At 55.7% G+C, this 17,217-nt stretch carries 16 protein-coding genes and 3 tRNA genes; 16 read left to right on the plus strand and 3 right to left on the minus strand.

Annotation, left to right across the window (positions count from 1 at the left end; translation table 11 throughout):
- Nucleotides 1-5 precede the first annotated feature (5 nt).
- A complete protein-coding gene (asd, locus tag P346_RS02515; protein ID WP_032662408.1) occupies nucleotides 6-974 on the minus strand; it encodes an archaetidylserine decarboxylase in 969 nt (322 codons plus the stop codon).
- Between the two features lie 97 nt (nucleotides 975-1,071).
- Nucleotides 1,072-2,124 (minus strand): small ribosomal subunit biogenesis GTPase RsgA, encoded by a 1,053-nt coding sequence (rsgA, locus tag P346_RS02510; protein WP_023334242.1) that lies wholly within the window; start codon nucleotides 2,122-2,124, stop codon nucleotides 1,072-1,074.
- Nucleotides 2,125-2,231: 107 nt separating this feature from the next.
- On the opposite strand from rsgA, the gene orn reads away from it, so the two are divergent.
- The 4 genes from orn to P346_RS02490 all read left to right on the plus strand — a co-directional run bounded on the left by orn (nucleotide 2,232) and on the right by P346_RS02490 (nucleotide 3,274).
- Nucleotides 2,232-2,777 carry an oligoribonuclease gene (gene orn, locus P346_RS02505; RefSeq protein ID WP_023310130.1) on the plus strand — a complete coding sequence of 182 codons (546 nt, stop codon included), beginning with the start codon at nucleotides 2,232-2,234 and terminating at the stop codon, nucleotides 2,775-2,777.
- A 196-nt stretch (nucleotides 2,778-2,973) separates the two neighbouring features.
- A tRNA-Gly gene (locus tag P346_RS02500) sits at nucleotides 2,974-3,049 on the plus strand.
- A gap of 37 nt (nucleotides 3,050-3,086) precedes the next feature.
- Nucleotides 3,087-3,162 (plus strand) — tRNA-Gly (locus P346_RS02495).
- 36 nt (nucleotides 3,163-3,198) lie between these two features.
- Nucleotides 3,199-3,274 (plus strand) — tRNA-Gly (locus P346_RS02490).
- Nucleotides 3,275-3,544: 270 nt separating this feature from the next.
- Here P346_RS02490 and queG read toward each other — a convergent pair.
- On the minus strand, nucleotides 3,545-4,684 hold the full coding sequence (gene queG, locus P346_RS02485) for a tRNA epoxyqueuosine(34) reductase QueG (RefSeq protein ID WP_032662410.1): 1,140 nt from the start codon (nucleotides 4,682-4,684) through the stop codon (nucleotides 3,545-3,547).
- On the opposite strand from queG, the gene nnr reads away from it, so the two are divergent.
- The 12 genes from nnr to nsrR all read left to right on the plus strand — a co-directional run bounded on the left by nnr (nucleotide 4,683) and on the right by nsrR (nucleotide 17,180).
- Nucleotides 4,683-6,206: a bifunctional ADP-dependent NAD(P)H-hydrate dehydratase/NAD(P)H-hydrate epimerase gene (gene nnr, locus P346_RS02480; protein WP_032662412.1), complete on the plus strand. Its 1,524-nt coding sequence runs from the start codon at nucleotides 4,683-4,685 to the stop codon at nucleotides 6,204-6,206. The two genes, queG and nnr, sit on opposite strands and share 2 nt — an antisense overlap.
- Nucleotides 6,199-6,660, plus strand: a complete 462-nt coding sequence (gene tsaE / locus P346_RS02475; RefSeq protein WP_013095283.1) for a tRNA (adenosine(37)-N6)-threonylcarbamoyltransferase complex ATPase subunit type 1 TsaE — start codon at nucleotides 6,199-6,201, stop codon at nucleotides 6,658-6,660. Before nnr ends, tsaE begins: the two co-directional genes overlap by 8 nt.
- Before the next feature lie 16 nt (nucleotides 6,661-6,676).
- A complete protein-coding gene (gene amiB / locus P346_RS02470) occupies nucleotides 6,677-8,017 on the plus strand; it encodes an N-acetylmuramoyl-L-alanine amidase AmiB (protein WP_032662414.1) in 1,341 nt (446 codons plus the stop codon).
- Between the two features lie 9 nt (nucleotides 8,018-8,026).
- Nucleotides 8,027-9,871, plus strand: coding sequence for a DNA mismatch repair endonuclease MutL (gene mutL / locus P346_RS02465; protein WP_032662415.1), 1,845 nt, complete (start codon nucleotides 8,027-8,029; stop codon nucleotides 9,869-9,871).
- Nucleotides 9,864-10,814, plus strand: coding sequence for a tRNA (adenosine(37)-N6)-dimethylallyltransferase MiaA (miaA, locus tag P346_RS02460; protein ID WP_032662417.1), 951 nt, complete (start codon nucleotides 9,864-9,866; stop codon nucleotides 10,812-10,814). The genes mutL and miaA overlap by 8 nt, the downstream gene beginning before the upstream one ends.
- A gap of 85 nt (nucleotides 10,815-10,899) precedes the next feature.
- Complete coding sequence (gene hfq, locus P346_RS02455; RefSeq protein WP_023334248.1) at nucleotides 10,900-11,211, plus strand: RNA chaperone Hfq; 312 nt, start codon at nucleotides 10,900-10,902, stop codon at nucleotides 11,209-11,211.
- A gap of 74 nt (nucleotides 11,212-11,285) precedes the next feature.
- Entirely contained in the window at nucleotides 11,286-12,566 is a 1,281-nt protein-coding gene (gene hflX, locus P346_RS02450) for a ribosome rescue GTPase HflX (protein ID WP_023310136.1), read from the plus strand.
- A 56-nt stretch (nucleotides 12,567-12,622) separates the two neighbouring features.
- A complete protein-coding gene (hflK, locus tag P346_RS02445) occupies nucleotides 12,623-13,882 on the plus strand; it encodes an FtsH protease activity modulator HflK (RefSeq protein WP_023310137.1) in 1,260 nt (419 codons plus the stop codon).
- A gap of 2 nt (nucleotides 13,883-13,884) precedes the next feature.
- On the plus strand, nucleotides 13,885-14,889 hold the full coding sequence (hflC, locus tag P346_RS02440; protein WP_029740370.1) for a protease modulator HflC: 1,005 nt from the start codon (nucleotides 13,885-13,887) through the stop codon (nucleotides 14,887-14,889).
- Nucleotides 14,890-14,960: 71 nt separating this feature from the next.
- Entirely contained in the window at nucleotides 14,961-15,158 is a 198-nt protein-coding gene (locus P346_RS02435; RefSeq protein WP_003855996.1) for a DUF2065 domain-containing protein, read from the plus strand.
- Nucleotides 15,159-15,262: 104 nt separating this feature from the next.
- Nucleotides 15,263-16,561: an adenylosuccinate synthase gene (locus tag P346_RS02430; RefSeq protein WP_024907332.1), complete on the plus strand. Its 1,299-nt coding sequence runs from the start codon at nucleotides 15,263-15,265 to the stop codon at nucleotides 16,559-16,561.
- A 193-nt stretch (nucleotides 16,562-16,754) separates the two neighbouring features.
- Nucleotides 16,755-17,180 (plus strand): nitric oxide-sensing transcriptional repressor NsrR, encoded by a 426-nt coding sequence (nsrR, locus tag P346_RS02425; protein WP_023334253.1) that lies wholly within the window; start codon nucleotides 16,755-16,757, stop codon nucleotides 17,178-17,180.
- Nucleotides 17,181-17,217 lie beyond the last annotated feature (37 nt).

The following is a 17,217-nucleotide window of genomic DNA, read 5'->3' on the forward strand; positions in this document are numbered from 1 at the left end:
TGTTGTTAGCCTTCGTCTTTTTTGTCGTCAACCAGCGGGCTGGCTTCGTGCTCGGCGTTAATCTCTTCCTGTGACAGCGGGGCAGGTTCTGCATCCGGCGTCACGAAGGTTTCGGTAGAGACCGCCAGCGGCTGGCCCAGTTTGGTGACCGACAGGCTTTCGAGCTGTTCAGCCAGCTTCACTTTGCCCGGCGCAAACAGGTTGATTACGGTGGAGCCGAGCTTGAAGCGACCCATCTCCTGACCTTTCAGCAGGGCCACAGAGCCTTCCGCTTCACCGGCAGGCCAGGTCCAGCGTTTGATTACGCCTTCGCGCGGTGGGGTGATGGTGCCGGCCCAGACGGTTTCAATGCTGCCTACGATGGTCGCACCGACCAGAATCTGCGCCATAGGGCCAAATTCAGTATCAAACAAACAGATGACGCGCTCGTTGCGGGCAAACAGGTTCGGCACGTTCTGCGCGGTCAGGTGGTTTACGGAGAACAGGTCGCCCGGGACGTAAATCATTTCACGCAGGATACCGTTACACGGCATATGCACGCGGTGATAGTCGCGCGGTGAAAGATAGGTGGTGGCAAACGTACCGTTACGGAACAGATCCGCCATCAGGTAGTTACCCGCCAGCAGCGCTTCCAGACTGTAGTTATGGCCCTTCGCCTGCAGGATTTTGTCGTCTTCGATGTTACCCAACTGGCTGATCACGCCGTCTGCCGGCATCACCAGGACGTTAGGATCGGTGTTCAGCGGGCGCACTTCGTCACGCAGCGGGCGCACGAAGAACTCGTTGAAGGTGCGGTAGCTGGCGGTGTCCGGCTTCTGCGCTTCTTTCATGTCGACCTTGTAATATTTTACGAAAAGGTCGATGACCAGTTTGGTCAGCCAGCCCGCGCGTTTGCTTGCGCCCCAGCCCGCCAGGCGAGTGAGCCACAGTTTTGGCAGAATGTATTGAAGCGAAAGTTTAAATGCGTTTAACAAGGTAGCCTCCAGGCCATTGTTTTGTCGTTCCTGATCCGGCGTTAAGCCGCCGGAACCTGAAAAAAGGGGACGATTTTAGCGATGCTTAGCTTAGTTGTCAGTTATCAGAATCAGAAAAGTTTTTACGCGTTTTTACGTCTTCCATGCTCTCAAGAATACGGTGGTAATTCTCGAAGCGGGTTTCCGCGATCTCGCCTTTCTCAACCGCTTCACGGATAGCGCAGCCAGGGTCGTTATCGTGTTTACAGTCGCGGTATTTACAAGCGCCTAAATAATCATGGAATTCGACAAATCCGTTAAAGATTTGTTCCGGCTCAAGGTGCCACAAACCGAACTCACGCACGCCCGGGGAGTCGATCACGTCGCCGCCGTGCGGGAAATGATACAGACGCGAGGCGGTGGTGGTGTGCTGGCCCAGGCCAGAGACGTTGGACACATCGTTGGTCAGGATCTCTTGCTGGAGGCCAAGCAGGTTGTTCAGCAGGCTCGATTTACCTACGCCGGACTGGCCCGCAAAGATGCTGATACGGTCGGTCAGCGCCTCTTCTAGCGGTTTAAGGCCATCTTTGGTGTGGCTGGAGACCATCAGCACGCGGTAACCAATTTTGCGGTAGATATCCATCTGCTCATTCACGAAGGCCATGCCGTCGTCATCCAGCAGATCGATTTTGTTCAACACGATAATCGGTTCAACCTGCAGCGTTTCGCAGGCGACAAGGTATCGGTCGATAATGTTGAGCGAAAGCTCAGGTAAAATCGCCGAAACAATGACGATCTGGTTAATGTTGGCGGCAATCGGTTTTACGCCATCGTAGAAGTCTGGTCGGGTGAGCACCGACGTGCGTTCATGCACGGCTTCAACGATGCCCTTAACCGTGACACCTTCAGCGGCCTCTTTACCCGGACGCCAGACCACGCGATCGCCGGTAACCAGTGAACGGATGGTGCGACGGATATTGCAACGGTGAATATCCCCGTCGGCGGATTCGACATCGGCATGCATACCGAAACGGCTGATGACTACGCCTTCTGTCGCTTCACCAAACAGGTTGTCGTCATAATCCGGCTTCTCCGAAGTGGTTTTAAGACGGCGCTGGTGGTTGGCGTTTACGCGGCGCTGCTGCCCTTTGGAGAGTTTATTTTTACTCAATCGCGCTGGCTCCTGGTCGCCCGTAAGGGGCAAAACCTCTATGATACACTCTAATTAATACTAGTTAACCTGCTACTGCCGGTTATGCGAGAAGGGTGGAAAATAACATGAGCGCGGATGAAAACAACCTGATTTGGATCGATCTCGAAATGACCGGGCTGGATCCCGAGCGCGATCGCATCATTGAAATTGCAACGCTGGTGACGGACGCTAACCTGAATATCCTGGCTGAAGGGCCAACGATTGCGGTGCATCAGTCCGACGACCAGCTGGCTTTGATGGATGAATGGAACGTGCGCACCCACACCGGCAGTGGCCTGGTGGAGCGCGTGAAGGCGAGCACGTTCGGCGACCGTGAGGCGGAGCTGGCGACGCTTGAGTTCCTGAAACAGTGGGTTCCGGCAGGCAAATCGCCTATCTGTGGGAATAGCATCGGCCAGGATCGCCGTTTCCTGTTTAAGTACATGCCGGAGCTGGAGTCATACTTCCACTACCGCTATCTGGATGTCAGCACCCTGAAAGAGCTGGCGCGTCGCTGGAAGCCTGAAATCCTCGACGGCTTTAAAAAGCAGGGGACCCACCAGGCGATGGACGATATCCGTGAGTCCGTGGCGGAGCTTTCCTACTACCGCGAAAACTTTATTAAGCTGTGATTTTGCGATCCGGCGCCTTGCGTGGCCGGGTTTTTGTCGTTAAATTGTTCAGCTTGCCGATTAATTAAGCATTTGAACTTAATTTCGAAAAAATCGCTTTAAGGGGGGTTGCAGCTAAAAGGATTTCTCGTATAATGCGCCTCCCGTAACGACAGAGAATTACACGTTACGACAGCAACAAAAGCAGTGCAGATTTGCGGGAATAGCTCAGTTGGTAGAGCACGACCTTGCCAAGGTCGGGGTCGCGAGTTCGAGTCTCGTTTCCCGCTCCAAAATTTGAAAAGTGCTTCCAAAGCACGGACCACCCAAGCGGGAATAGCTCAGTTGGTAGAGCACGACCTTGCCAAGGTCGGGGTCGCGAGTTCGAGTCTCGTTTCCCGCTCCAAAATTTGAAAGTGCTTCTAAAGCACGGACCACCCAAGCGGGAATAGCTCAGTTGGTAGAGCACGACCTTGCCAAGGTCGGGGTCGCGAGTTCGAGTCTCGTTTCCCGCTCCAAATTCTTCTTAATCTCTAAAATATCCACAGCGAAAAGAGTCGTTGGGGACGTTTTCTATTGTCTCTTAAATACTCTTGTAAACAGAGTTATCCACAGAAACTACGCTTAACCGTAACAGGGGTAAAGCTTAGCAGGGTGAATAATATCTTTGTAACGCGCTGTATTTAGTAGATAAATTTTCATTTCAAAATGTTATTGAGATCACTTGACCTCTTCTCCAGCCCAGATGGCGCTTGAGTTTGTAATTTTATTCACAGGCTGTGAATAGTTCAGGCATCCCGCGGAAGCCCTTTTTCAATCACCCGCACCAGACGCTGTTTCTTCGGTAGCTGTACCTCGATCGCACAGGCATTACGCTTCTCTATTTGCTGCGCAATCGCCCATTCTATGTGCTCATCAAGAAGTGGGTGCTCACCTCTACGGCTTTCAAGCGCCCGAATATTGGCTTCATCCCACGGGGCATTACCCAGCGCGACGGCAACATTACGCAGCCAGCGCAGATGACCGATACGGCGAATGGCCGAACCTTCCGTCACTTTCAGGAACCAAGCTTCGGTCCATGCGAACAGCTCAACGAGCTGAGGCGCATGCAGGGCCTTACGCGGGCTGAAATCCTCTTCGTCCGTGAGCTGCGAATAGCGGTTCCACGGGCAGATCAGCTGGCAGTCGTCGCAGCCGTAGATGCGGTTGCCGATAAGCGGTCGAAACTCTTCGGGAATGGCCCCTTCCAGTTCGATAGTGAGGTAGGAGATACAGCGGCGCGCATCAACGGTGTAAGGCTCAACGATGGCACCCGTCGGGCAGATGGTCATGCAGGCCACGCAGCGGCCGCAGCCTTCCTCTACCGGGCCGTCTACCGGCAGCGGTAAATCAATCAGCAATTCACCCAGGAAGAAGAACGATCCGGCGTCGCGGCTGAGGATAAGTGAGTGCTTACCTGTCCAGCCAAGCCCGGCTTTTTCGGCGATCGGGCGCTCAAGAATAGGCGCAGAATCGACAAAGGGTCTAAAATTCAGCGAAACACAGTGCTGCTGAATAGTTTCCCCGAGTTTTTTTAAACGGTTACGCAAGAGCTTATGGTAATCACGTCCCAGGGCGTACCGGCTGACGTAACCCAAAGAGGGATTTTTTAGCGTGCGCGCAAAGGCCGCGTTGGCAGGCAGGTAGTTCATGCGCACGCTGATGACGCGTAATGTGCCCGGCAAAAGCTCGTGAGGACGCGCGCGCATCATGCCATGACGCGCCATCCATTCCATTTCGCCGTGGTATTGTTTGTCCAGCCAGGCCTGCAGTTTCGGCTCGCTGGCGGAAAGGTCGGTATCGGTAATACCCACCTTCTGGAAGCCAAGCTCAGCACCCCACTGTTTTATTTTTTGCGCTAATTCATTGAGATCGAGGGGCTGTGACATGACGGACCATACGGTGAAGAAAAACCCCGCAAGTATACCACATTCCATCTGGCATGCGGATGACCTCCGGCGCGCCGAAAAAGAGGCCGCAGACAGCCTCGGGATCACCCTTTATGAACTGATGCTGCGCGCGGGTGAAGCGGCGTTTAACGTTGCCCGCAGCGCCTACCCGCATGCCGCCCACTGGCTGATTCTGTGCGGTCACGGCAATAACGGCGGCGACGGCTACGTTGTCGCCCGTTTGGCGGTTGCGGCAGGTCTCCGCGTGACGTTGCTGGCGCTGGAGAGCGATAAACCGCTGCCGGAAGAGGCCAGCGCTGCCCGGGAGGCGTGGCTTAACGCAGGCGGTGTGATTCATGCGCCTGATATCGTCTGGCCGGAAGAGGTGGATCTGATTGTGGATGGTTTGCTGGGTACCGGTCTACGCAGTGCGCCTCGTGAGAACATTGCCGCGCTTATTGAACACGCTAACAGACATTCCGCGCCGGTAGTCGCCCTGGATATTCCCTCTGGCCTGATTGCACAAACCGGCGCGACGCCGGGAGCGGTCATTCAGGCTGCACATACGGTGACCTTCATTGCCCTCAAGCCGGGGCTGCTGACCGGTAAAGCACGAGACGTCGTTGGCGTGCTGCACCACCATGCGCTGGGGCTGGAGAGCTGGCTGTCCGGGCAGGAAACGCACCTCGCGCGTTTTGATGCTTCGCAGCTTGCTGCGTGGCTCCCGCCGCGCCGGCCGACGTCCCATAAGGGCGATCACGGCAGGCTGGTGATTATTGGCGGCGACCATGGTACGGCAGGTGCGATTCGCATGACCGGCGAGGCTGCTCTGCGCTGCGGTGCCGGATTAGTGCGAGTACTCACTCGCATCGAGAATATTGCGCCGATCGTTACGGCTCGACCGGAGCTGATGGTCCATGAACTTACGCCCCAGGCGCTTGAAGAAAGTCTGGAATGGGCGGACGTTGTAGTGATTGGCCCGGGTCTTGGGCAGCAGGCATGGGGTAAACAGGCCCTGCAAAAGGTCGAGAATTTTCGTAAACCGATGCTGTGGGATGCCGACGCGCTTAACCTTCTGGCAATAAACCCGGATAAGCGTCACAATCGCATCCTGACGCCACACCCCGGCGAAGCCGCGCGCCTGCTTAACTGCAGCGTGGCAGAAATTGAAAGCGATCGCTTACTTTCTGCTCAGCGTCTGGTAAAACGTTACGGAGGTGTTGCTGTTTTGAAAGGGGCAGGAACCGTTGTCGCCAGTGACGAGACGCAGGGCATTATTGATGCCGGAAATGCGGGCATGGCAAGCGGCGGCATGGGCGATGTGCTTTCCGGCATCATTGGCGCATTGCTTGGACAGAAACTTCCCCTTTATGATGCAGCCTGCGCGGGCTGCGTGGCCCACGGTGTCGCGGCGGATAAACTGGCCGCGCGTTACGGTACACGCGGCATGCTGGCCACCGATCTTTTTTGCACGCTGCGGCGTGTTGTTAACCCGGATGTGATTGACGTAGAAAATGACTAATCGAGCGATTCCTTTACCTGATGAACAAGCCACTTTAGAACTCGGCAAGCGCGTGGCGCAGGCCTGTCAGGGGGCAACCGTCATTTATCTGTATGGTGATTTAGGTGCGGGTAAAACCACCTTCAGCCGGGGTTTTTTGCAGGCGTTAGGGCATAACGGGAATGTGAAAAGCCCAACCTACACGCTGGTCGAACCGTACACCCTTGAAAATCTCATGGTGTATCACTTTGATTTATACCGCCTTGCGGACCCCGAGGAGCTGGAATTTATGGGGATCCGTGATTATTTTGCCAACGACGCCATTTGCCTGGTGGAGTGGCCGCAACAAGGTGCGGGTGTGCTGCCTGACCCGGATGTCGAAATTCACTTAGATTACCAGGCACAAGGGCGTGAGGCACGCATCAGTGCTGTTTCCTCATCAGGCAGTTCCTTACTGGCGCGACTGGCCGGTTAAGCGTAGGGATGACGGGATGATAAATCGCGTTAAAGGTTGGTTGTTGGCTGCCACCGTGCTGCTGTGCGCGCAGGCCGGGGCGGCAAACCTCTCAGATATTCAGGTATCAAACGGCGAAAGCCAGGCCCGGATCTCGTTCAGCTTTATGGGCGATCCTGAATATGCGTTCTCACAGCCAGACAGCCACAGCGTGGCGCTGGATATCAAGCAGACTGGCGTGATCCAGGGGCTACCGCTGCGGTTCAGCGGTAACAACCTGGTGAAAAGTATCCGTTCGGGAACGCCGCAGGATAGCCAGTCGTTACGCCTGGTGGTCGATCTGACCGAAAAGGGCAAAACGAAGGCGGTGAAGCAGCAAAACGGGGCGAACTATACGGTGGTCTTTACCATCAATGCCGACGCACCGCCACCGCCTCCACCGCCGCCGGTCGTAGCGAAGCGCGTGGAAGAACCGGTGTATACGCCGCGTCCTTCTGAACCTGCGCGTAATCCGTTTAAATCGCAGAACGATCGCATTACTGCGGCAACCAGCAGCGATACGGTGACGCGCCCGGCGGCCAGCGCACGACGCGCGACGGTCAGCGGTGACAAAGTGATTATCGCCATTGATGCGGGCCACGGCGGGGAAGATCCGGGGGCGATTGGCCCGGGCGGCACGCGAGAAAAAAACGTGACTATCGCTATCGCGCGTAAATTGCGTTCGCTACTCAATGACGACCCTATGTTTAAAGGCGTGTTGACCCGCGACGGGGACTACTTTATCTCCGTAATGGGACGCTCGGACGTGGCGCGTAAGCAAAACGCAAACTTCCTGGTCTCCATTCATGCGGACGCCGCACCGAATCGTAGCGCCACCGGCGCCTCGGTTTGGGTACTGTCGAACCGTCGCGCTAACAGCGAAATGGCCAACTGGCTGGAAGAGCACGAGAAGCAGTCTGAACTGTTAGGCGGCGCGGGCGACGTGCTGGCGAACAGCCAGTCCGATCCGTACCTCAGCCAGGCGGTGCTGGATTTACAGTTCGGTCATTCTCAGCGCGTCGGGTATGATGTCGCCACTAACGTATTGAACCAGCTGCAAAGCGTTGGCGTGCTGCATAAACGTCGTCCGGAACATGCCAGCCTCGGCGTTCTGCGCTCGCCGGATATCCCGTCCATCCTCGTCGAGACGGGCTTTATCAGTAACAACGGTGAAGAGCGTCTGTTGGGAAGCGACAGCTACCAGCAGCAAATTGCCGAAGCGATTTATAACGGTTTACGCAAATATTTTGAGGCGCATCCTCTGCAGTCTGCGCCACAGAGCGGCTCTGCCCAGACGGCCAGCGCAGCGCTGCCGGGTGAGATGACCGCGACCAACTAAGGAGAATTCATGCCGATTCAGGTTCTACCGCCGCAGCTCGCGAACCAAATCGCCGCCGGTGAGGTGGTGGAACGCCCTGCGTCGGTGGTGAAGGAGCTGGTGGAAAACAGCCTCGATGCGGGCGCAACCCGCATCGATATTGATATCGAACGCGGTGGCGCGAAGCTTATCCGCATTCGTGACAACGGCTGTGGCATCAAAAAAGACGAGCTGGCGCTGGCGCTGGCTCGTCACGCCACCAGTAAAATCGCCTCTCTGGACGATCTGGAAGCGATTATTAGCCTCGGTTTTCGCGGCGAAGCGCTGGCCAGTATCAGCTCCGTTTCGCGCTTAACGCTGACCTCCCGTACTGCTGAACAGCAGGAAGCCTGGCAGGCTTACGCCGAAGGGCGCGATATGGATGTGACGGTTAAACCCGCGGCGCACCCTGTCGGTACGACGCTGGAAGTCCTGGATCTGTTCTACAACACCCCCGCCCGACGCAAGTTTATGCGTACCGAGAAGACCGAGTTCGGCCATATCGACGAGATCATTCGCCGTATCGCGCTGGCCCGCTTCGATGTCACCATCAACCTCAGCCATAACGGTAAGGTGATGCGCCAGTACCGCGCGGTGGCGGAAGGCGGACAGAAAGAGCGTCGCCTGGGCGCTATCTGCGGGACGCCGTTTCTGGAACAGGCTCTGGCCATTGAGTGGCAGCACGGCGACCTGGCCTTACGCGGCTGGGTTGCCGATCCAAACGCGAGCAGTGCTGCGTTCTCTGAAATTCAGTATTGCTACGTGAACGGCCGCATGATGCGCGACCGTCTCATCAATCACGCGATTCGCCAGGCCTGCGAAGACAAGCTCGGGGCCGATCAGCAGCCAGCTTTCGTCCTTTATCTGGAAATCGACCCCCATCAGGTGGATGTAAACGTTCATCCAGCCAAGCATGAGGTGCGTTTCCACCAGTCGCGTCTGGTTCACGACTTTATTTATCAGGGCGTGGCCGCCGTGTTGCAGCAGCAGGCAGAGCCAACGCTGCCGCTGGAGAACGACGCCCCTGCACCGCGTCCGCTGCCGGAAAACCGTGTCGCGGCAGGCCGCAACCATTTTGCGGAGCCTGCCGTCGCGCGTGAACCGGAGGCCCCGCGTTTCTCCCCGGCAGGGAGCGCACCGCGTCCAACGGGCGCGAACTACCCGAATGCCCAGCCCGGCTATCAGAAGCAGCAGGGAGCGTTGTACCGCAAGCTGCTGGAAACGCCAGCAGTGGAGCGTAAAGAGCACATTCCGGCCTCTCAGCCTTCTCTGGACGGGCATAGCCAAAGTTTTGGCCGGGTGCTGACGATTATCGCGCCGGATATGGCACTGCTTGAGCGTGACGGCAAACTGATGCTTCTGGCACTGCCGGTCGCCGAACGCTGGCTCAAGCAGGTGCAGCTCACGCCAGGTGAAAATGCAGCCTGCGCGCAGCCGCTCTTAATTCCGGTTCGCCTGAAAATATCCCCTGAAGAAACAAGGGTATTGCAGCGCGCAGAGCCGCAGCTGGCGCAGATGGGTATTGAAACTGTGCTCGAACCACAACATGTGACAATTCGTGCAGTGCCTTTACCCTTACGCCAACAAAATTTACAAAACTTGATTCCTGAACTGATAGGCTACCTGGCGCAGCAAACATCGTTTGATGCCGCCAACACCGCGCAGTGGATCGCCCGCCATCTGGCAAGCGAACACGCGCCGTGGAGCATGGCGCAGGCCATTAGCGTGCTGGCGGAGGTGGAACGCCTCTGTCCGCATCTGGTGAAAACGCCGCCGGGTGGGTTATTACAACCTGTTGATTTACAAACGGCGATGAATGCCCTGAAACATGATTGACGCAAGTAAGGCGAGCCTGCCTAAGGCAATTTTTTTAATGGGCCCAACGGCCTCCGGCAAAACGGCGCTAGCCATTGAGTTGCGTAAAGTTTTGCCTGTAGAGTTGATTAGCGTCGACTCCGCCCTCATCTACCGAGGGATGGACATCGGCACGGCGAAGCCTGACGCAGAAGAGTTGCGTGCGGCACCGCACCGTTTGCTGGACATTCTCGACCCGGCTCAGGCGTACTCCGCAGCGGATTTCCGCCGGGATGCCTTAGCCGAAATGGCCGAGATAACGGCGGCGGGACGTATACCGCTGTTGGTTGGCGGAACCATGCTCTATTTCAAGGCGTTGCTGGAGGGGTTGTCACCTCTGCCATCCGCGGATCCGGAAGTAAGAGCGAAAATTGAGCAGCAGGCGGCAGAGCAGGGTTGGGACGTTTTGCATCAGCAACTGGCGGAGATTGACCCGGTTGCAGCAGCACGGATCCATCCAAATGATCCGCAAAGGCTTTCCCGGGCACTGGAAGTTTTTTTCATTTCGGGTAAAACTTTAACGGAACTGACGCAAACGTCAGGAGACGCTCTGCCGTATCAGGTGCATCAGTTCGCCATCGCCCCGGCGAGCCGTGAACTGCTCCATCAGCGAATTGAGCAGCGTTTTCATCAGATGTTAGCTTCAGATTTTGAAGCAGAAGTGCGGGCGCTATTTGCCCGTGGAGATTTGCATACGGACATGCCTTCCATTCGTTGTGTGGGATACCGCCAGATGTGGTCGTATCTTGAAGGTGAGATTTCATACGATGAAATGGTTTATAGAGGTGTTTGCGCCACGAGACAGTTAGCGAAGCGCCAGATCACCTGGTTGCGCGGTTGGGAAGGGGTTCACTGGTTAGACAGTGAAAAACCGCAACAGGCGTTAAACGAAGTGATTGAGGTTGTTGGTGATATCGCTCACTGAATGTGTACAATTGAGACGTATCGTGCGCAATTTTTCAGAATCGCAAGGTTCTAAGTACAAAACAAGCATATAAGGAAAAGATAGAATGGCTAAGGGGCAATCTTTACAAGATCCGTTCCTGAACGCATTGCGTCGGGAACGTGTTCCAGTTTCTATTTATTTGGTGAATGGTATTAAGCTGCAAGGTCAGATTGAGTCTTTCGATCAGTTTGTGATTCTGTTGAAAAACACGGTCAGTCAGATGGTCTACAAGCACGCTATTTCTACTGTTGTTCCGTCCCGTCCGGTATCTCATCACAGCAATAACGCTGGCGGCGGCACTGGTAGTAACTACCATCATGGCAGCAGCGCGCAGGGTTCTTCAACGCCGGCGCAGGACAGCGACGAGACCGAATAAGGTTTCGCACTGTTATCCACACGGGGAGCCAGGGATCCTGCGTTCCCCGCTGATCTTTTTAGAGAGGTTTACGCTTGTTTGACCGTTATGATGCCGGTGAGCAGGCGGTGCTGGTACACATCTATTTTTCGCAAGACAAAGATATGGAAGACCTCCAGGAGTTTGAATCTCTGGTCTCTTCCGCCGGTGTCGAAGCAATGCAGGTGATTACCGGTAGCCGTAAAGCGCCGCACCCAAAGTATTTTGTTGGTGAAGGTAAAGCAGTCGAAATTGCGGATGCCGTAAAAGCAACCGGCGCGTCAGTCGTGTTGTTTGATCATGCGCTGTCTCCAGCCCAGGAGCGCAACCTGGAAGCCCTTTGCGAATGCCGTGTTATCGATCGCACGGGTTTGATTTTAGATATTTTTGCTCAGCGTGCACGTACCCACGAAGGGAAACTGCAGGTTGAGCTGGCGCAGCTGCGCCATCTGGCAACGCGTCTGGTGCGTGGCTGGACACACCTTGAAAGACAAAAAGGCGGGATTGGTTTGCGCGGCCCGGGTGAAACCCAGCTCGAAACCGACCGTCGTTTGCTGCGTGGCCGAATTACCCAGATCCTTTCACGTCTGGAACGTGTAGAGAAACAGCGTGAGCAGGGACGTCGGGCGCGAACTAAAGCCGATATCCCGACGGTGTCGCTGGTGGGCTATACCAACGCCGGTAAATCCACCCTGTTTAACCAGATAACCGAGGCCCAGGTTTATGCCGCAGACCAGCTGTTTGCGACCCTGGACCCTACGCTGCGCCGTATTGACGTTGCAGACGTCGGTGAAACGGTGCTGGCGGATACCGTAGGGTTTATTCGCCATCTGCCGCATGACCTGGTGGCGGCGTTTAAAGCCACCCTGCAGGAGACGCGACAGGCGACTCTGCTGCTTCACGTGATTGATGCGGCAGACGTGCGCGTGCAGGAGAACATCGACGCGGTGAACGTGGTGCTCGAAGAGATCGACGCCCACGAGATCCCCACGCTGTTGGTCATGAACAAGATCGATATGCTGGACGATTTCGAACCGCGTATCGACAGAGATGAAGAAAACAAACCGATTCGGGTCTGGCTTTCTGCCCAGACCGGTATTGGTGTGCCACTGCTTTTCCAGGCTTTGACAGAACGTCTTTCCGGTGAGGTAGCTCAGCACACGCTGCGACTGCCGCCACAGGAAGGCAGGCTGCGCAGCCGGTTTTATCAGCTTCAGGCGATAGAAAAAGAGTGGATGGAGGATGACGGCAGCGTGGGGATGCAGGTGCGTATGCCGATCGTTGACTGGCGTCGCCTCTGTAAACAAGAACCTGCGCTGGTCGACTATATCGTCTGATCAGAAAGGGGATGCCTGAATAATTCGCCCTTGCATAACAAATATGGAGCATATACATGGCGTGGAATCAGCCCGGTAATAACGGACAAGACCGCGACCCGTGGGGAAGCAGCAAACCTGGCGGCAACTCTGAGGGAAATGGCAACAAAGGTGGTCGCGAGCAGGGGCCGCCGGATCTGGATGATATCTTCCGCAAACTGAGCAAGAAGCTTGGTGGCCTTGGCGGAGGAAAAGGTTCTGGCTCGGGTGGCAATTCCACTCAGAGCTCGCGCCCGCCAATGGGTGGCCGCGTAGTGGGCATCGTGGCCGCTGCGGTAGTCATCATCTGGGCAGCCAGCGGGTTCTACACCATTAAAGAAGCAGAACGCGGCGTGGTCACCCGTTTCGGTAAGTTCAGCCATCTGGTTGAGCCGGGTCTGAACTGGAAGCCGACCTTCATTGACGACGTGACCGCGGTTAACGTGGAATCCGTCCGTGAACTGGCCGCCTCTGGCGTGATGCTGACCTCTGACGAAAACGTGGTGCGCGTTGAGATGAACGTGCAGTACCGCGTGACCGATCCTGAGCGTTATCTGTTTAGCGTGACCAGCGCCGATGACAGCCTGCGTCAGGCGACCGACAGCGCCCTGCGCGGTGTGATCGGTAAATACACCATGGACCGTATCCTGACCGAAGGTCGTACCGTTATTCGTAGCGATACCCAGCGCGAGCTGGAAGAGACCATTCGTCCGTACAACATGGGTATCACCCTGCTGGACGTCAACTTCCAGGCTGCGCGTCCGCCGGAAGAGGTGAAAGCCGCATTTGACGATGCGATTGCTGCCCGTGAAAACGAACAGCAGTACATCCGTGAAGCAGAAGCGTACACCAACGAAGTTCAGCCACGCGCTAACGGTCAGGCGCAGCGTATTCTGGAAGAAGCGCGCGCGTATAAGACGCAGACCATCCTGGAAGCTCAGGGTGAAGTGGCCCGCTTTGCGAAGATCCTGCCGGAATATAAAGCGGCACCGGAAATTACCCGTGAGCGTCTCTATATCGAGACCATGGAAAAAGTGCTGAGCCACACCCGCAAAGTGTTGGTTAACGACAGTAAAGGCGGAAACCTGATGGTTCTGCCGCTGGATCAGATGCTGAAAGGCGGTTCTGCACCAGCAGCGAAAGGCGACACCAGCGGCGCGAACAACCTGCTGCGTCTGCCGCCAGCCTCAACAGGCAGCGCCAGCACGAACACAACGCCTTCTTCGAACGATGGTGACATTATGGACCAACGCCGTGCTAACGCGCAGCGTAACGACTACCAGCGTCAGGGGGAATAAGGATGCGTAAGTCAGTTATTGCGATCATCGTCATCGTACTGGTCGCGCTTTATACCTCGATCTTTGTGGTGAAAGAAGGCGAGCGTGGGATTAAGTTCCAGTTCAGCAGCGTCGTGCGTGACGGCGACAAACGCCCGGTGATTTACGAGCCGGGTCTGCACTTCAAGGTGCCGTTCATTCAGTCCGTCAAAACGCTGGATGCGCGTATCCAGACCATGGATAACCAGGCCGACCGTTTCGTGACCAAAGAGAAGAAAGACCTGATCGTTGATTCCTATATCAAATGGCGCATCAGCGATTTCAGCCGTTACTTCCTGGCAACGGGCGGCGGCGACGTTTCTCAGGCAGAAGTGCTGCTGAAACGTAAGTTCTCTGACCGTCTGCGTTCCGAGATTGGTCGTCTGGATGTGAAAGACATCGTAACCGACTCCCGCGGTCGTCTGACCCTGGAAGTTCGCGATGCGCTGAACTCCGGTACCGCGGGCACGGAAGATGAAGTTTCAACGCCGGCAGCAGATGATGCGATTGCCAAAGCGGCTGAACGCGTTCAGGCGGAGACCAACGGTAAAGTGCCGGTGATCAACCCGAACAGTATGGCTGCGCTGGGTATCGAAGTGGTTGACGTGCGTATCAAGCAGATCAACCTGCCAGCGGAAGTGTCCGAGGCGATTTACAACCGTATGCGCGCCGAGCGTGAAGCGGTAGCACGTCGTCACCGTTCACAGGGCCAGGAAGAGGCTGAGAAGCTGCGTGCAGCAGCGGACTATGAAGTCACCAAGACGCTGGCGGAATCTGAGCGTCAGGGCCGTATCCTGCGCGGTGAAGGCGATGCCGAAGCGGCGAAGCTGTTTGCTGATGCTTTCAGCCAGGATCCTGACTTCTACGCATTTATCCGTAGCCTGCGCGCTTACGAGAATAGCTTCCAGAGCAACCAGGATGTGATGGTGCTCAGCCCGGACAGCGATTTCTTCCGTTATATGAAGACGCCGACTAACGCAACGCGATAAACTCAGGCTCGTTTGAGTATTCAAACCACCGCTCTCAACGGAGCGGTGGTTTTCTTTTATAAGGAATAAAAATGAATTCAACGATCTGGCTCGCACTGGCCCTGGTCCTGGTGCTGGAAGGTCTTGGACCGATGCTTTATCCGCGCGCCTGGCGCCGAATGATCGCCACGATGAGCCAACTGCCGGATAATATTTTGCGTCGTTTTGGCGGCGGTCTTGTGGTTGCGGGCATCGTGATCTACTACATGTTGAGGAAAACGATTGGCTGATCAAAAAGTAGACGCAATCGGCGTATTTTGAGGTCAAAAAGTGCTGTATATCTGAAAAAGCGATGGTAGAATCCATTTTTAAGCAAACGGTGATTTTGAAAAAAATGGGTAACAACGTCGTCGTACTGGGCACCCAATGGGGTGACGAAGGTAAAGGGAAGATTGTTGATCTTCTGACTGAACGGGCTAAATATGTTGTACGCTACCAGGGCGGTCACAACGCAGGCCATACTCTCGTAATCAACGGTGAAAAAACCGTCCTCCATCTTATTCCATCAGGCATTCTTCGTGATAACGTCACCAGCATCATCGGTAACGGCGTTGTGCTGTCTCCTGCTGCGCTGATGAAAGAGATGAAAGGTCTGGAAGACCGTGGTATCCCTGTTCGTGAGCGTCTGCTGCTCTCTGAAGCCTGCCCGCTGATCCTGGATTATCACGTGGCGCTGGACGTAGCGCGTGAGAAAGCGCGCGGCGCGAAAGCGATCGGCACCACCGGTCGTGGTATCGGCCCGGCTTACGAAGATAAAGTTGCACGTCGCGGTCTGCGCGTGGGCGACCTCTTCGACAAAGCAACCTTCGCTGAAAAACTGAAAGAAGTGATGGAATATCACAACTTCCAGCTGGTGAACTTCTACAAAGCTGACGCTGTTGACTACCAGAAAGTGCTGGATGACGTCATGGCGATCGCTGACATTCTGACCGGTATGGTTGTTGATGTGTCCGATCTGCTGGACCAGGCGCGCAAGCGTGGCGATTTCGTCATGTTCGAAGGTGCGCAGGGTACGCTGCTGGACATCGACCACGGTACCTATCCGTACGTTACCTCCTCTAACACCACTGCAGGTGGCGTGGCGACCGGCTCTGGCCTGGGTCCACGTTATGTGGATTACGTTCTGGGCATCATCAAAGCATACTCCACTCGCGTGGGTGCAGGTCCATTCCCGACCGAGCTGTTTGATGAAACCGGCGAGTTCCTGTGCAAGCAGGGTAACGAGTTTGGCGCGACCACCGGTCGTCGTCGTCGTACCGGCTGGCTGGATGCGGTTGCAGTGCGTCGTGCAGTGCAGATCAACTCCCTGTCTGGCTTCTGCCTGACCAAGCTGGACGTACTGGACGGCCTGAAAGAAGTGAAAATCTGCGTAGGCTACCGTATGCCAGATGGCCGCGAAGTGACCACCACTCCGCTGGCTGCTGACGACTGGGAAGGCATTGAGCCAATCTACGAAACCATGCCGGGCTGGTCTGAGACCACTTTCGGTGTGAAAGAGCGTAGCGGCCTGCCGCAGGCGGCGCTGGATTACATCAAGCGTATTGAAGAACTGACCGAAGTGCCGATCGATATTATTTCTACCGGCCCGGATCGTACTGAAACGATGATCCTGCGCGACCCGTTCGACGCATAATCTTCGTGACTGCTGGCCTGCGGGGAGACCCGTAGGCCGGATAAGCGTAGCGCCATCCGGCGACCGCTCCTGGATCTCCGCTTTTTCGCCCCGTCTGTCAAATAAATTAGCCGCTAACTATCTGGCTGGTTTATCATCATTAATGAATATCTCTGCGGTTTGACCGCGTTTTCCCTTTTTTCCTGAGGTTGATGTGCAGTTAACAAGTTTCACCGATTACGGCTTACGTGCGCTGATTTACATGGCGTCGTTACCCGAGGGGAAGATGACCAGCATCTCTGAAGTCACAGAGGTCTACGGCGTATCCCGTAATCATATGGTCAAAATAATCAATCAACTTAGTCGTGCCGGATACGTTGCTGCCGTCCGCGGGAAGAATGGTGGGATCCGTCTGGGTAAACCGGCACAGAGTATTCGTGTGGGCGATGTGGTACGTGAACTGGAGCCGCTGTCTCTGGTGAACTGCAGCAGCGAGTTCTGCCACATCACGCCCGCTTGCCGCCTGAAAAAGGCGCTTTCAAAGGCCGTGCAAAGTTTTCTCATGGAACTGGATAACTACACGCTGGCCGATTTGGTTGAAGAGAATCAACCGCTTTATAAATTATTGCTGGTGGAATGAAGAAAATTTCCACCGGAGCTGACAACGGAGGAACCGA

The sequence above is a fragment of the Enterobacter sp. DC1 genome (assembly GCF_000568075.1).
GTDB lineage: Bacteria > Pseudomonadota > Gammaproteobacteria > Enterobacterales > Enterobacteriaceae > Enterobacter > Enterobacter asburiae.

Coding starts and splice junctions, on each gene's coding strand:
- P346_RS02430 (WP_024907332.1), top strand. CDS start 15,263: ATGGGTAACAACGTCGTCGTACTGGGCACCCAATGGGGTGACGAAGGT.
- P346_RS02435 (WP_003855996.1), top strand. CDS start 14,961: ATGAATTCAACGATCTGGCTCGCACTGGCCCTGGTCCTGGTGCTGGAA.
- hflK (WP_023310137.1), top strand. CDS start 12,623: ATGGCGTGGAATCAGCCCGGTAATAACGGACAAGACCGCGACCCGTGG.
- hflC (WP_029740370.1), top strand. CDS start 13,885: ATGCGTAAGTCAGTTATTGCGATCATCGTCATCGTACTGGTCGCGCTT.
- mutL (WP_032662415.1), top strand. CDS start 8,027: ATGCCGATTCAGGTTCTACCGCCGCAGCTCGCGAACCAAATCGCCGCC.
- hfq (WP_023334248.1), top strand. CDS start 10,900: ATGGCTAAGGGGCAATCTTTACAAGATCCGTTCCTGAACGCATTGCGT.
- amiB (WP_032662414.1), top strand. CDS start 6,677: ATGATAAATCGCGTTAAAGGTTGGTTGTTGGCTGCCACCGTGCTGCTG.
- queG (WP_032662410.1), bottom strand. CDS start 4,684: ATGTCACAGCCCCTCGATCTCAATGAATTAGCGCAAAAAATAAAACAG.
- tsaE (WP_013095283.1), top strand. CDS start 6,199: ATGACTAATCGAGCGATTCCTTTACCTGATGAACAAGCCACTTTAGAA.
- nnr (WP_032662412.1), top strand. CDS start 4,683: ATGACGGACCATACGGTGAAGAAAAACCCCGCAAGTATACCACATTCC.
- miaA (WP_032662417.1), top strand. CDS start 9,864: ATGATTGACGCAAGTAAGGCGAGCCTGCCTAAGGCAATTTTTTTAATG.
- orn (WP_023310130.1), top strand. CDS start 2,232: ATGAGCGCGGATGAAAACAACCTGATTTGGATCGATCTCGAAATGACC.